The sequence below is a fragment of the Ruegeria hyattellae genome, from assembly GCF_041537925.1.
Classification (GTDB): Bacteria; Pseudomonadota; Alphaproteobacteria; order Rhodobacterales; family Rhodobacteraceae; genus Ruegeria_C.
In genome coordinates, this window is sequence record NZ_JBGOSH010000007.1 from 20,543 (window position 1) to 34,812 (window position 14,270).

General features: G+C 60.4%; 11 protein-coding genes. 4 read left to right on the plus strand and 7 right to left on the minus strand.

The window, feature by feature from the left end; translation table 11 throughout:
• Window position 1: 1 nt before the first annotated feature.
• The 6 genes from AB1E33_RS16915 to AB1E33_RS16940 form a co-directional block, all read right to left on the minus strand.
• Window positions 2-1,987, minus strand: coding sequence for an ATP-binding protein (locus AB1E33_RS16915; RefSeq protein ID WP_372578454.1), 1,986 nt, complete (start codon window positions 1,985-1,987; stop codon window positions 2-4).
• 4 nt (window positions 1,988-1,991) lie between these two features.
• Window positions 1,992-3,608, minus strand: a complete 1,617-nt coding sequence (locus AB1E33_RS16920) for an acyl-CoA carboxylase subunit beta (protein WP_372578455.1) — start codon at window positions 3,606-3,608, stop codon at window positions 1,992-1,994.
• Window positions 3,605-5,383 carry an acyclic terpene utilization AtuA family protein gene (locus AB1E33_RS16925; RefSeq protein WP_372578456.1) on the minus strand — a complete coding sequence of 593 codons (1,779 nt, stop codon included), beginning with the start codon at window positions 5,381-5,383 and terminating at the stop codon, window positions 3,605-3,607. Before AB1E33_RS16925 ends, AB1E33_RS16920 begins: the two co-directional genes overlap by 4 nt.
• Window positions 5,384-5,572: 189 nt before the next feature.
• Entirely contained in the window at window positions 5,573-6,253 is a 681-nt protein-coding gene (locus tag AB1E33_RS16930; protein WP_372578457.1) for an IS6 family transposase, read from the minus strand.
• Window positions 6,254-6,473: 220 nt separating this feature from the next.
• Window positions 6,474-7,205 carry a hypothetical protein gene (locus AB1E33_RS16935; RefSeq protein ID WP_372578458.1) on the minus strand — a complete coding sequence of 244 codons (732 nt, stop codon included), beginning with the start codon at window positions 7,203-7,205 and terminating at the stop codon, window positions 6,474-6,476.
• Between the two features lie 219 nt (window positions 7,206-7,424).
• Window positions 7,425-8,867, minus strand: coding sequence for a cytochrome-c peroxidase (locus AB1E33_RS16940; RefSeq protein ID WP_372578459.1), 1,443 nt, complete (start codon window positions 8,865-8,867; stop codon window positions 7,425-7,427).
• Between the two features lie 365 nt (window positions 8,868-9,232).
• On the opposite strand from AB1E33_RS16940, the gene AB1E33_RS16945 reads away from it, so the two are divergent.
• Window positions 9,233-10,234 carry a hypothetical protein gene (locus tag AB1E33_RS16945; protein ID WP_372578460.1) on the plus strand — a complete coding sequence of 334 codons (1,002 nt, stop codon included), beginning with the start codon at window positions 9,233-9,235 and terminating at the stop codon, window positions 10,232-10,234.
• Here AB1E33_RS16945 and AB1E33_RS16950 read toward each other — a convergent pair.
• Complete coding sequence (locus AB1E33_RS16950; protein WP_372578461.1) at window positions 10,209-11,819, minus strand: winged helix-turn-helix domain-containing tetratricopeptide repeat protein; 1,611 nt, start codon at window positions 11,817-11,819, stop codon at window positions 10,209-10,211. The genes AB1E33_RS16945 and AB1E33_RS16950 overlap by 26 nt on opposite strands.
• Window positions 11,820-11,928: 109 nt before the next feature.
• Here AB1E33_RS16950 and AB1E33_RS16955 point away from each other — a divergent pair, with 109 nt between their 5' ends.
• The 3 genes from AB1E33_RS16955 (at window position 11,929) to AB1E33_RS16965 (ending at window position 14,191) form a co-directional block, all read left to right on the plus strand.
• Complete coding sequence (locus AB1E33_RS16955; RefSeq protein WP_372578462.1) at window positions 11,929-12,885, plus strand: homocysteine S-methyltransferase family protein; 957 nt, start codon at window positions 11,929-11,931, stop codon at window positions 12,883-12,885.
• A 105-nt stretch (window positions 12,886-12,990) separates the two neighbouring features.
• Window positions 12,991-13,185 carry a hypothetical protein gene (locus AB1E33_RS16960; RefSeq protein ID WP_372578463.1) on the plus strand — a complete coding sequence of 65 codons (195 nt, stop codon included), beginning with the start codon at window positions 12,991-12,993 and terminating at the stop codon, window positions 13,183-13,185.
• Window position 13,186: 1 nt separating this feature from the next.
• Window positions 13,187-14,191: a peptidoglycan-binding domain-containing protein gene (locus tag AB1E33_RS16965; RefSeq protein WP_372578464.1), complete on the plus strand. Its 1,005-nt coding sequence runs from the start codon at window positions 13,187-13,189 to the stop codon at window positions 14,189-14,191.
• The last annotated feature ends 79 nt before the right edge of the window (window positions 14,192-14,270 follow it).

Genomic DNA, 14,270 nt, shown 5'->3' on the forward strand with positions numbered 1-14,270 from the left:
CCTATTTACCCTGATCCACATCGGGCGTGATCTCGGCAATCTCGGTCCCCGCATCAAGCTGCTGTCCGGCGGTGACACCTATCTGTGCGACCTGACCCGAAATTGGCGCCACGATGCGATGCTGCATCTTCATTGCCTCCATCACGAGCAGAATGTCACCGGCCGCGACCCTGTCGCCTTGTTTGCACTCGATATTGAGCACCACGCCCGGCATCGGGGCGACGACCTGACCGCTTGTTTCAATCGATTGGGCAGTGTCATATGACGCGACCTCGTCAAACACCCGTTGTCCAGCTTTTGAGGCCAGCCAGACCCGTCCGGCCCCGAGATGCGCGTGAATACTGCGCCGCGCACCGTCGATCTCGGCCACTGTCTGCTCCCCGCACTGCGTCAGATGGATGTGAAACGCCGCTTCGCCCAGCGCGGCCTGCCAGACTTGCCCACAGACCCGCAGCTTCACCTCGTGCAGTTCTCCGCCACAGCGCAGCCGCAGCGACGTCGGGGCAAGCGGAGCACCCGACCATCCCAGCAGATCGGCATCGATGCCCCCGGCCCTCGTTGCCATCCGGTCCCGCCGGTCCTGTAGCAAAAGTGATGCGGCAATCGCGACCTCCTGCGGTTCGGGCGGTGCCGCGGTGAACCCCTCCGGATAGGCCTGCGCGAGCAGGCCGGTAGTTGCCTCACCGGTCACAAAAGCGGGCTGCGCCAGAACATCCGCCAGAAACGCCGCGTTGGTTTCACAGCCCAGCAGGACGGTTTCCGCTATGCCGTGCTGCAGCCTGCGCAGTGCAGTGTCGCGGTCGGGGCCGTGGGCAACGACCTTGGCCAGCATCGGGTCGTAATAGGACGATATCTGCTGCCCTTCAGTAATCCCGGCATCGATGCGCAGACCGTCCCCCTCGGCAGGGTGCCAGCGGTGCACCGGGCCGGTTGCGGGCAGGAAGCCATTGGCAGGGACCTCGGCATAAAGCCGCGCTTCGATGGCGTGACCGGTAATCTGCACATCGGCTTGCGCCAGTGGCAGAGGCGCGCCCTGCGCGACCGCGATCTGCAATTCCACAAGGTCCAGCCCGGTCACGCATTCGGTTACGGGATGTTCGACCTGCAGGCGGGTGTTCATTTCCAGGAAATAGAAGGACCCGTCGCCATCCAGCAGAAACTCGACCGTTCCGGCCCCGGTATAGTCGACCGATTGCGCCGCCGCGACCGCTGCCGCCCCCATGCGCGCGCGCTGATCTTCGGTGAGGACCGGGCATGGCGCCTCTTCGATGATCTTCTGGTGCCGGCGCTGCACCGAGCAATCGCGCTCGCCCAGATGCAGGACCGTGCCATGGGCATCGCCAATGATTTGGATCTCGACATGCCGGGCCTCGGTCAGCGCGCATTCAAGGATCAGCGTGTCAGAGCCGAACGCCGCTGTCGCCTCGGACCGGGCGCTTGCCAGCGCCGCGTGCATTTCCTCTGCCGTTTCTGCCAGCCGCATCCCGCGCCCGCCGCCACCCGCCGCCGCCTTGACCATGACCGGATAGCCGATCCGCTCGGCGGCCTGCATCAGCGCCTCGTCACTCTGATCGGGGCCTTCGTACCCAGGCAGGCAGGGCACGTCACTTGCGATCATCGCCACGCGCGCGGCGGCCTTGTCACCCATGATGCGCATGGCCTCGGGCGACGGGCCGATCAGCACCAGACCGGCCTGCGCGACGGCTTCGGCAAAGCCCGTGTTCTCCGACAGGAACCCATAGCCGGGATGGATCGCCTGCGCGCCACTGTCCCGCGCTGCCGCCAACAGCCGGTCGGCGTTCAGATAGCTGTCGCCCACCGGCCCTGTACCGATCCGAAACGCCCGGTCCGCCGCGGCCACATGCGGGGCGGCGGCGTCAGCATCGGTAAAGACGGCGATGGTGGTCAGCCCCAGGGTGCGGGCGGTACGGATGATGCGCAAGGCGATCTCGCCCCGGTTCGCAATCAAGATCGTGTCAAACCGCATCGCCTCAGAACCTCGCCACGCCATAAGACCCGGGCCGGACCTGCCGGGCGCGCGCCTCAAGGCAGGTGCACAGGCACAAGCCCAGCACCCGCCGTGTATCGCGCGGGTCGATCACACCATGATCCAGACACCGGCCCGAGGTATAGAACGCCCCCGCCTGCCGGTCGAAATGTTGCGCGATCAGTGCGCTTTGCTGCACTAGCTTGTCCTCGTCCACCGCCTCTCCGCGCCGCTCTGCCCCGGCGCGGGCCACCATCTCCATCGTGCCCGCCGCCTGTGCGCCGCCCATCACGCCGGTGGTGGCATTGGGCCAGGCGAAGAGGAAATCCGGCTCGTAGGCATAACCGCCCATGCCGTAATTCCCGGCGCCAAAGCTGGCGCCCACATAAAGCGCGATGCGCGGCACATCGACCGAAGTCACCGCCTGGATCATCTTGGCGCCATGCTTGATCATGCCCGCCTGCTCATAACGGGTGCCGACCATGAACCCGGTGGTGTTATGCAGAAAGATCAGCGGCGTGCCCGCCTGCCCGCAAAGCTGAATGAACTGCGCCGCCTTGGTGGCCCCGTCGGGATCAATGGGGCCATTATTGCCGATCAGCCCCACCGGGATGCCGCATATCGACGCCTGCAGGCAGACGGTCGCGGCACCATAGCCGGGTTTGAAATCGCGAAATTCGGACCCGTCGGAGATCCGCAGCGCGATCTCGCGCATGTCATATGGCGTGCGCGGATCGACCGGCACCGCCCCGGCAAGCTCATCAGGTGGATGCTCAGGAGGTGCCCCCTTGCGGTCGATGGCGGGCAGCGATCCCGTCCAGCCAAGCCGTGCCACCACATCACGAGCGATGGCGATGGCCTCGGCGTCGTCGCTGGCCAGATACTCGACCAGCCCCGAGACCGAGGCGTGCATCTCGGCCCCGCCCAACTCGCGCTCCTCCGCCGCCTCGCCAGTGGCGGCCTGCACCAGTGCGGCCCCCGCCAGCGCCGCCATACCGTTGCCGCGCACCCCGATCACGTAGTCGGCCAGACCCGGCATATAGGCCCCGCCCGCCGTAGATGGCCCGTGCAGCACCGCCAGATTGGGAATGCCCGCCGCCGACAGCCGGGCCAGGTTGCGAAACAGCTTTCCGCCGTTGGACCAGAGATCGACGCGGTATTCCATCAGGTTGGCGCCGGCACTTTCTACCAGATGCAGGAAGGGCAGCTTCTGCCGCAGCGCGACCTCCTGCGCGCTGAGAAAGGCGGCGGCGGTCATCTCGGACATGGCCCCGGCCTTGATGCCGCTATCATCGACCACCACCATGCAGCGGGTGCCCGAGACATAACCGATCCCGATCAGCACCGACGCGCCAGGCACCGATTGCGCGGGGTCGTCGCTATCCGTCAGATAGCCCGCCAGCGAGTGCAGCTGCAGGAAGGGCAATCCCGGGTCCAGCAGGGCGGCCTGCCGGTCGCGTGGAGTCATCTGGCCGCGCGCCTCCATCCGGTCGCGGCGGCGCTCGGACAGGTCGGCGGCCCGCTGTTCCAGCCCGCGCAACTCGTCAACCCGCGCGAGCATGGCGCGACGGTTTTCGGCAAAGGTATCACTACCGGTCACGATCTGGGTGGTGAAATTCATTCCGCCCCGCCCTCCATTTGGTGTGTCAGAAACGCAGGCACGGCGATGGACAGCGACAGCAGCCGCTGTGCAAAGCTCTTGCCTTGCGGGTCATTGCGCAGCGAGGCGACCCCGCCGCCGCCCAGCACTTGCGTCATCACGATGTTCATCGCCTGCGATCCGGGCAGATAGAACCGCATCACCTCGCCCTTGAGTTCGGGCTCAAACAACTCCGCGATCACTCCGGGCGTCAGAGCGGCCCAGATATGAGGCAGGCTGTCGGGATGGCGCGCGATGACACCGATATTGGCGCTGTCGCCCTTGTCCCCCGATCTGGCCCAGGCGAGGGTCTCCAGCGTGACCTGCACGAGATCCCCGCTGCGGTCAGGCTCAGGTGGCAGAGGGGCCGGTCCTGGCGTATCCCGCGCAGGCGCTGACGGGATTGGCGCAAAAGCCACCTCATTGCCATCAAGCGTCACCCGGCAAGTGATGTCCCGCACATCGACCAGGAATGAGAACAGCGCCACAACCGGCGAGGGTTTCGGACGCCCCGCCCCGGTGAAGAAATGCAGGCCCGGCGGCGTCGCAAGCGCGGTGCCGGTCAGTTCCTTCAGAAACAGGTCCACCGCGCGCGCATCGGGGTGCCGGACCGCCGCCTTGAAAGCGACCTCTTGGTAATCGCCCGATCCGGGGTGCCCGCCGAATGCCTCAAGCGCGACCTCGGTGAAATCCGGCGCGCCCATGTCCCGCAATCGCGCTTGTGCCCGGTCGAGCCCCGCCTGCGCGAAGGTGCGCGCCTTGCGTTTGGCCTCGCGCCCGATCATCTGAAACACCATGCCGCCGCGATAACCGTCCTGATAGGTCGCGCAGACCTTGAGCTGCCCGGTCGGCTTGCGGCCTCTGGCCCCAGTGATCGAGACACAGTCAGGTCCGGCCTGTTCCAGTACCACTTCGGAGAAGTCACAGATAACATCAGGCAGCAGGTAGGTGCGTGGATCGCCAATCTCATAGAGCATTTGTTCCGCCACCGAGGCACGGGTGACTGTTCCGCTAGTGCCGTGCGGTTTGCTCAGCAGGATCGATCCATCTGCCGCCACCTCTGCAATCGGATAGCCGATAAGGGCCAGATCGCCCGCCGCCTCCCAGTCGGTGAAATTGCCGCCTGTTGCCTGCGGCCCGCATTCCAGCAGGTGCCCGACAAGCGATCCGGTTGCCAGCAGGTGGTAGCTGTCAGGCGCCCAGTCAAAGCGCCAAATGCAGGCCGCCAGCGTCAGCGCGCTATCCGCACAGCGCCCGGTGATTACGATATCCGCCCCGGACTTCAGGGCCGCAACAACCGGCAACGCCCCCAGATAGGCGTTCATCGAGGCAAGCCGATCCGGCGCTGGCATCGCCACCCCCGAGAACATCTCGGTCGCTTGCGCATAATCGCGCGCGCGGGGGAGAAGGTCATCCCCCTCGACCACCGCCACGCTCAGAGGCACGTCCGCCGCGTCGATTGCCGCCCGCAGAGCGGCCGCACAAGCCGAAGGGTTCATGCCGCCTGCATTGGACAGAAGTTTTACACCGCTCCGCGCAATCTCAGTCAGGTTCGGGGTGACGGCATCCTTGATGAAATCGGGCGCGTAGCCCGCTTCAGGGTCCCGCGCCTTGGCTCGGGCCAACAAGGACATGGTGATTTCGGCCAGATAGTCATAAACCAGCACATCGACGCCACCCGCCAGCAACTGCGCCGTGGCATGTGGGGCCTCGCCCCAGAAGCCGCAGGCTCCTCCGATCCGCAGAAAGGTGTTCATCCGCGGCTCCTCCTTCCTGCGGCAATGCGCATATGAACGTCTGGAACATTTGTAGGATCGCCCGGTCGACCCGGTCAACAGGCAGGACCACTTGTCAGCGCGATTCCGACGCGTGGTCAAGCAGCACCCGTGCCGGGCTGTGTCGCAAACTTTGGCGTGGTTCAAAGCTATCGCTTTGACTGGCAGTTTTTATCCAGCGAGTTCTGCAAATTGACGGAATCCGCTTGTCGAAGGTACTAGCTGGCCCTTGCGGATCATGTTGACGGTCTCGATCCCCGCGAGTGTTGCCGCAGCCGAGACGAAGCTCTTGAAACCGAGCATCGGCCTCGTGAGCCGTTTGATGAATCGGTGATCCTGCTCGACAATGTTGTTTAGGTATTTAGATCTGACAGTGTCGATCTTAACCGGTATCCGCAATCGCTTGAAGATCTTGTTGATCTCCTTGATCCCGGCCGCGTTGCTCCTGCTTTTGTCAATGGTGATCCGCTTCGGGATTCCATTGTTGCATAATGCATTGGCGAAGAACTTCTTTGCAGCCTTCGTATCTCGCTTCTCCGAAAGCATGAAATCAAGGGTTTGACCATCACGATCGACGGCCCGGTACAAATACACCCATTCACCACGAACTTTGATATACGTCTCATCCATGCGCCAAGATTCAGCGGTGTTGGCCTTCCGTTTCTGCGCCTCGCGAGCGGCCTGAGGCAAGTATTTTATGACCCAGCGGTTCAGCGTCGCGTGATCAACCGATACCCCACGTTCCGCCATGATCTCTTCCAGGTCGCGGTGAGAGACGCCATAGCGAACGTAGAAATAGACCGCGAACAGGATCACAGATTTCGGGTAGTGTGCACCTTTGAAGTCGATCATTGGGCATTCCTAAACGTTGTCAAAGACCAACCAGCCATTGGATCAAACCGCGCGAAGGTGCAACACGTCGACCAAAGTTTGCGACACAGCCCGTCTGAAATGCCTCCGATCGAGCCGCTTGAAACCCGATCATCAGCACTCCCTGGTCGACCGGAGGCTAACGTGATTGAACCCATCTTAGTTGGGGCTGAACAGCGCTGAAGCACGGGCCCAAAGCTGGTTACAATCCAGTTCTTTTGGGCAGAGGCACATAGAGATGAACATGGGTCTGCGTGGAAAACTCACCCGTCAAGGGCCCGTGTGTTTCACCGTCGCTGTGCCATGCAATTGCCAGCTCAGAGATCAGCTGTTCACCAGTCAATTGCAGACACGGCATGATCTCTCGAACAAAGCGGGCACTGCCCACTACATCTGCAACAAAGGTGTTTTCTGACCCATCCCGCGCGCCGAGCGGCGTGTCGTAGAAACCCAGAAACGGCTCAGTCGGAGGCCAGATCGCGAAGTCATGCCAAACTGTATAGACCCCGTTGGGAACAAGGTTTTCAAATTCCAGATCGACAACACCGAGACCGTCAGCACAGGTGTAGGTTCCGCTGCCTTTCGCTGCAAACCACTCACCTAGGGTCATATTGAGTGATTTGCCTCGCTGCCAGGGTCCGACATTATCGATTTGCAGAGGTGTGTGCGGAACGGCGACTGCCGATGCAAATAACGGCGCATCCATTTCGCGTGTCGCTCCTGTTGGGCGATACACTTCACCTGAGCCGGGCTCGCGCTCGAAGAAAACGTCTTGTTCTGCCAAATCCTCATCAATATGGAAGATAAAGCTCAACGTCATGGTTCGCTTTGCGTCGTATGCCGCCATCATGATGTTGGATTGCGGTATTTCTTCCGCTTGGACCGCTATGGCGATGCTGCACAAAAGAGATGAAACAAGCGCATTGAGTTTCATGTGTATTTCCTTTCAGTATTTACGAAAATTGAGTTTGAATTTAGGTATTGAGTTTTTGAATAGGCCTGGCGTGAATTGAATCTGCACCCAAACCTCTCAGAGCGTGGCCGTTGAACAAAGCCAACTCGGCCGGGATCGCCCGCCCTGCCCGGCATGGCTGCCAGAAGGTGAGCGCCGCCCTGAATCTGTGTGGTTTCTGAGTCATTTGTTCGTTCCTTCTTACTGTGTGGGTTGCGGAGGCAGGCCGGACGGGACAGACGTCGGTATGAGGTCGACAAGATCCAATACGGCCGGATCACTTGCACTTCTGAGAAAGGCCAGGACCGCGTCCACCTCGTCGTCCGAGAGAGTTTTGGGCACCAGATCGTTCTCGCTCGCAATGCGGCTGCGGAGTTTGTCCGAGGACTGAACCCATTGATCCCGCAGAACATACGCGCCTGATCGCGCCGGGTTCAGTGGGCGGAAGATCAGTTGCGATCCCTCGCCCGTCTGTTCGATCACATCGTCCAACTGCGGCAGAGACACAGGGTCATAAGCTTCCAATGACACGATAGGATTCAGATGGTGCCGCACGACAGCTTCAAGCGTGTCGTAGGCCCCGCTATGACCCCATGGTCCGGTGAGCGACACATTGATGAGCGAGGGCGTCCGAAATGCGAACCTGTCTTCTGGGTCAAACGTGACTCTGAACCGCCCTTCGTCCTCGACCCGGTCCATAAAACCCGAGGCGCGCCAGTATCCAGTGTCGTTGCCGTGGCCTTTACCGGGACCGACCTGGGGCATTGCGATGGCGTGGAAATTGTGGTCGGTCATCAATGGGCCTGAATGACAGCCAGAGCATCCTGCCTCTCCGAAGAAAAGGTTCATTCCGTCACGCGCCGCGTCACTCAATAGCGATGGGTCATTGTCTCTCAGTGCTTGTAAAAACCGGTTACCTTCGGACCGAAACGCCTTGCTCTGGAACGCAGCTAGCGCGTTTGCGGCTTGAACAAATGTTACATCTCCGGGACCGAAGGCTGCCTCAAACATCGCACGATACTCGGGAACATCGGCGAGCCTCTTGGCCAGATGAGACCAGGCGTCTACCAGCCGGTCTTCCGCCACAGCAGTGGCAACCGGGTTTTCACCTTTCTGGCCGGCCATCTCGATGGGCGAAAGAACGGGAAACATGGCTTGAGCCGCAAGCAAGTTGTCCAAACCTTCAGGTAGGTGTTCGCGCGCCGGGCTCCAGAAACCACTTTGGAAAATTTCCATCGGATCAGGCTCAAGCCGTCCGTCGTGAAAAAAGGATGTGTAAGACCTTGCACCCACATTGTAGAGCGGTTGCGCATTGCGCGGGACCCGTCCAACGACACCCATCGGACCAGTTTTGCGAGACATGGCAAAGCCCTGACCGCCCTCACCGATAGATAAAGAAATGTTGTCACCGGTTCCATGTCCTGGCGAGTGACAGGTGCCACACGAGATATTAAGATTACCTGACAAGATTGGATCAAAGAAAAGCATCCGGCCCAGTTCAAAGACCTCTGCATTCGGGGTACCATTGTAAAGGAAGTCGCTGTCATTCAGAGGTTGCGGCAAGTCACGGGCTTGGGCAGAACCGAGCGACACGAATGCAATTGCAGTGACCAGCAAGGTGTATTTGATGGCCCAAGTATTCATTTTCCCTCTCCTGCGCTCCACAATTGCTTTCGGACTATGGGCAACCTGCGATGGCAGTGATCTACAGAGAGAAGCGGAACGAGACTTGAGACAAGCCTGAGAATTTCCTGAGAAGCTATGAGACCGGCTTTGATGGAATGAACATCCCCTGATCTCTCATCTGGATAGATATTTGAGATTGAAGCCATCAGGAGGTCAGCAAAATGGTGGATTTGCAGAGCCCGAAGCGGCTTAGGAGCTACATCCGCTTGTTCGGCATCATTGACCCGTCGGTCTAATTGAACAAACCTTGAGCGCGTAAGGAACCCGGACGTCGCAAGGGTGAACAGCTGAAACGGATATCCATTTTCATACTCGCCTTTGCGGTGACCATCCTCAACACGATGCCGATCTGGCTGGCCGAGCTTGCAGTCAAAAGCGGAAGTTCTGAAGTCGCCGTCGGCCTGTTGGCCAGCGTCATTTTGGTTTCCGCGGCCACCGGGTGCCTGTTTGGGTCGTCTACCGGGCATCTGTCGCTGCCGCGGATCGCCGGGGGGCTTGCCTGCGGCGGACTTGCGGGTGCCGCAATTGCACAGACCATCGCCCCGCCGGTTCTTTTTGCCGGAGCCTGCGCCGTCGGCCTATCGCAGGGTATCGTTCTGGCCCTGGCCCTGTCGCGAACGGACAGCAAACCAACAACGCTGCGGATGATCGGCAATGGAATCTCGGTTGGTTGCGTGATCTCTTTTGTCCTTTTGGCTGGGATTTTTGCAACCGGGCTGTCGCTATTGCCTCTGCTGGCCGTTCTGGCGGGGGTGCAGGCGCTGTTATTGCTGCAAAGGCTGCCCGTGCCCGGCAATGGCAACACGCAGCGCCTTGATTGGGCACGGGATCTGATCCTGCTGCCCTTCTTTGTCTGTATGGGCGCCTATTGGGCCTTTCTGGAAATTTTTGCGACTGAACAACAGCTTGGCGGCCTCAGCGGCTGGCTGGCCGCGAGCCTGATATTGTCCGCAATCGGCTCGTTTCTTGCCGGAGCAACACCGCACCGGATCACCCTGCATGCGCGAATAACCGGTCTGCTTCTGGCCGCACTTGCCGGGTGTCTCACTTACCTGTCGCGGACCGAAACGTTGCTGGGCGCGTTGATCCTTATCAATGCCTTCGGTCTTTTCCTGTTCTTCCCGCTCTATCTGGACCGGACAGATTCGCCGGCCACCGGCATGGCGCGCTACCTTCTGGGCTTTGCATTGGGTGGCGGAGCCGGAAGCCTCGCGATTGCGGTGGGTGGATATCCGGCCCTGGCCACGGCGGTTGCCGTCTCGGGTCTGATCGCCTTGCCCGCGCTGATAGGTTCGCGGCCTAAGCAGGACGCTCCGCGATCCTGAGCCCGGCCTTGCGCCAGCCTTGAACAGCCATTTCTCCGCGGTCCGGGGTGATACAGGTTAATGCAAGTTCATCATAAGCGACATCCTCGAACTGCGGGAACATCTCTCGCATGGCTGTAACGGCCGCATGGGCCCGTTCGGTGTTTCCCAACTCACCATGAAGCCAGGCCAGATGCGCCTGATACCAGAAGAAATCGGGCATCGGCACTTTCTCGATCTCGACCAGTGCAGCCTCAGTGAACCCTCGCGACGCATAGAGCCAGCAGCGCGCATAATGGTACCAGCCGGGATGCACCGGGCTGAGGTCTATCGCCCGGTCCAGCAGTTCGACCGCCCGCTCGTATTCGCCCAGAAACATATGGCAGGACCCGATTTCGGCCAGAACATCGCAATGACCGGAATTCAGTTCAAGCGCACGCTTGGCTGCGGCGCGAAACCCGGCAATGTCCATCTGATAGAAGATGGTCAGTGCCAGGGTCATCCGGGCAAAGGCATTTCGCGCGTCGCAGTCCACCGCCCGGCGCGCAGCCTCCGCGGACAGCGCTAAGGCATCCACATCGGGTCGCGGATTGATGTGATAACGGTATTCTTCCAACAACAGCATCGCATAGGCCGCCCAACCGTCAGACGACCCGCTGTCTTTTATCAGCGCAACTTGCAGCCTGTCGCGGATATCGGCGTGCAGCGACTGATTGTAGGTGCGGTAATATTCATAGAACTGCGCAACCAGAAAATAAGTGTCCCAGGATTGGGTGCGCCCCACCGGTATCGATCGAGCGACCTGTTGCGCCATCAATCCATGACGACTGCCAAGACGACCGGCAATGAGGCTGGCAACGTCCTGCTGAATATCAAACAGATCCTCTGGCCCGCCGCCACGGTCGAACTGCTCGGTCGCGACCAACCTACCGCCATTGGCCTCGGTCACCTGCACCGTCACCCGCAAATGGCGTTGAGACCTGCGTATGCTACCCTCAACCACATGCGTGACCGCATAACGGTCTGACATCCCCGAATTCGACAGGTTCTCGTCGGCAAGCTGGGCGGTTGTACGATGCGACAACAGGGTCAGTTCGGGAAACCGGGACAGGTTCGTAATCGTGTCCTCGGTCAGACCTTCGGCCAGAAACGCATCATCGGGACTAGACCCCAGACTGCGAAACGGCAGAACCGCAAGAACGATCCGGTCTCTCCCTGGCGCGGGCGGGGGTTTGTGAGCTGCCGGCGCGAGCTCGGCCACAAAGCGAAACCCCTTGCCATGGATGGTGCGGATCGTGTGCTGATCGCGACCGCTGTCGCCCACCGCCTGGCGGGCCTCTTTCATGGCCGTCGACAGGGTTGCATCGGTGATGAACCGGCCCTGCCAAACCTGTTCGACCAACTCGTCTTTCAGAACCACCCGATCGCGGTTGGCAATGAGATATTCAAGAATATGCAGGGTCTGTGGCGTTAGGCTGCTGCGCTCGCCTTGGCGCGAGATCTGAAAAAGATCGGTGTCAATCGTACACTCATTGAACGTGTATTTCATATTCCAGAACCAGTAGTGACCCGGGCAGGTTTCGCCGGGACCAAGCCTAGCCCTCATGTATTCTCAGGAAAAGCTCAGATGCGGCTCGAGTCTCGAATCCGCCCCGGCGCTATCTCCGTTTCATCTGCACCGGTCCGCCACAGGACCCTGAAACAGGAGAATAGCAATGAAATATCGTAACGCGCTGCCTCAACTGAACGGTACACAGATGCTGGCCGATGGCGGGCTCGAAACCACCTTGGTCTTTCACGACGGGATCGACCTGCCGCTATTTGCGGCCTTCAAGGCGCTGGACAGTCAGGACGGCGTCGAGGCCATCAACCGCTACATGCGCAGGTTTGCCGAACTTGCGGTGCGCAACCGCCGGGGTTTTGTGATGGACACACCGACCTGGCGTGCCAGCCCGCGTTGGGCCGCTGAACTGGGGGTCGATCGCGCACAGCTCAAGGAGGTGCATCGAGAGGTTGTCGCAACGCTTGTCAAGATGCGCGACGATCATGAAACGCCCGAGTCTCCGTTTGTGATCAACGGCGTGATTGGCCCGCACAGCGATGGCTATGCCCCGACCGAGATGCTGACCGAGACCGAAGCCGAGGCCTACCACCAGACCCAGGCGGGTTGGTTCGCACAACTGGGTGCCGACATGATTTCGGCCATCACCATGACCTATGCCGAAGAAGCCATCGGCATCGTGCGGGCCGCAAAGTCTGTCGGCATTCCGGTGGTGATCTCGTTCACGGTCGAAACCGACGGCCGCCTGCCTTCGGGTCAGGCCTTGGGTTCCGCCATCGAACAGGTCGATATCGCCACCAACAGCGCTGCGGCCTATTTCATGATCAACTGCGCCCATCCCGACCATTTCCGGTCCGTCCTGGAACAAGGCGGCGACTGGACCAAGCGGATCATGGGCTTGCGCGCAAACGCCTCGCGCCTGTCGCATGCCGAGCTGGACGAGGCCGAGGAGCTGGATGACGGAAACCCGCAGGAATTTGGCCAGCTTCATCACGAGCTAGCGGGGCTTCTGCCCAACTTGACCGTCATCGGCGGCTGCTGCGGCACCGATCATCGCCATGTCGAGCATGTCTGCAAGGCCGCGCAGCATCCCGTCGCCGACCCCGTCTGACACTCGGTTCAAATCACACAAGTCCGGCTCCCCAGCTCTGCCTTTCGCGGCCAAAGGGTCACCGGGCGAAGTCGGCGCAGACGCGCCTGACTCAGGAGACCAAAAATGAGTAAATATCGTATTTCCCCGTCCCGGGTTCCGGGCATGTCGTTTCCACATGACAGCAGCAGCGGCATGTCAATCGCCCCCGGGGGCGGGTTCAGTGCCCCGGTTCTGAACCTGTGCCGCCTCTATATACGCCAGCACCGCGCCATCCTTGGCAAACACCGAATTCGGCGCGACGCCTGTTGGAGGGCATGAGATGAAAACCCAGAAGAAAGGTGCCAAAGGCACGCAGGTCAAGGAACTGCAGGGCGCGCTCAACAAGGCCGGAGCGCGCCCCAAGCTCAAAACCGATGGCAAGTTCGGAGACAAGACCGAGACCGCGGTGAAAACTTTCCAGAAGAAATCCCGGCTGAAACGATCCGGCGTCGCCTGCGAAAAGACGCTCACTGCGCTTGGCCTGGCCGGCAAGACGCGAAACTGGCCACTGGATGATGTCCTGACGGACCGGCGCGAGGTGGACAAGCACTATGTAAACGCCCGCAAGATCGTCAAAGCCACCATTGCTCTGGCGTCCAAACACAAGGCCTATAGCATCACCAAGCTCAAAGAAGAGATGCAGAAGGCCGGAAAGACACTCGACAAGGTCTATGCCGGCGTGGTCGATCCGTTGTCGGATATCGGTTTTGCGGAGCATAAATTCGACCAGCTTCCGTTCTCGGAGGTACGTAAACGCGAGGCGCTGGTCGCACAGGCGAAGAAAAAGTTGGGCGTCTTCAGCGACAACTCCGCCGTCTTCTATGGCCATATCATCAATGTCGGTCGGATCGAATCCGAAACCAAAAGCGCCATCGGCAAACGTAGCCGCGTAGTCTGGCCAGTGCCGAAATACTACCCCGTCTTCAAACGGAACCTAAGACGTCTAGAGGCGGTCAAGGAGCGCATGCAAGAGATCCAGAGCGACTGCTACGGGCACGAAAACCCCGAGGTTAACGCATTCGCGGACAAAGCTCTGAAAGTCTATTCGGCGACCGACAAAGCTTATGTCAGTTACGAAGCAGAGAACATGATCCTCGACGACATCAAGCAAGAGTTCGAGCGCAACTTCAAAACGATGCGCGACGACGATCTTCTAAAAATTGGCGAGAGGGGCAAAAAGCAATACCAGAAACTTCTTGCCGAGGCGCGGATCTGCATCGACCATCTCAAGAAGTGCTGGGAAATCGAAAAACAACACCGGAAACTGATCGGCTTTGCGGTCTAGGTTTCTGGCCCGCGTCACTTAAGTTGACGAGAACCCGATTAAGTAAGCGTATGTTGACGGCGTGATGCGGCGGGTGTGG

Coding starts and splice junctions, on each gene's coding strand:
- AB1E33_RS16915 (WP_372578454.1), bottom strand. CDS start 1,987: ATGCGGTTTGACACGATCTTGATTGCGAACCGGGGCGAGATCGCCTTG.
- AB1E33_RS16920 (WP_372578455.1), bottom strand. CDS start 3,608: ATGAATTTCACCACCCAGATCGTGACCGGTAGTGATACCTTTGCCGAA.
- AB1E33_RS16925 (WP_372578456.1), bottom strand. CDS start 5,383: ATGAACACCTTTCTGCGGATCGGAGGAGCCTGCGGCTTCTGGGGCGAG.
- AB1E33_RS16930 (WP_372578457.1), bottom strand. CDS start 6,253: ATGATCGACTTCAAAGGTGCACACTACCCGAAATCTGTGATCCTGTTC.
- AB1E33_RS16935 (WP_372578458.1), bottom strand. CDS start 7,205: ATGAAACTCAATGCGCTTGTTTCATCTCTTTTGTGCAGCATCGCCATA.
- AB1E33_RS16940 (WP_372578459.1), bottom strand. CDS start 8,867: ATGAATACTTGGGCCATCAAATACACCTTGCTGGTCACTGCAATTGCA.
- AB1E33_RS16950 (WP_372578461.1), bottom strand. CDS start 11,819: ATGAGGGCTAGGCTTGGTCCCGGCGAAACCTGCCCGGGTCACTACTGG.
- AB1E33_RS16955 (WP_372578462.1), top strand. CDS start 11,929: ATGAAATATCGTAACGCGCTGCCTCAACTGAACGGTACACAGATGCTG.
- AB1E33_RS16960 (WP_372578463.1), top strand. CDS start 12,991: ATGAGTAAATATCGTATTTCCCCGTCCCGGGTTCCGGGCATGTCGTTT.
- AB1E33_RS16965 (WP_372578464.1), top strand. CDS start 13,187: ATGAAAACCCAGAAGAAAGGTGCCAAAGGCACGCAGGTCAAGGAACTG.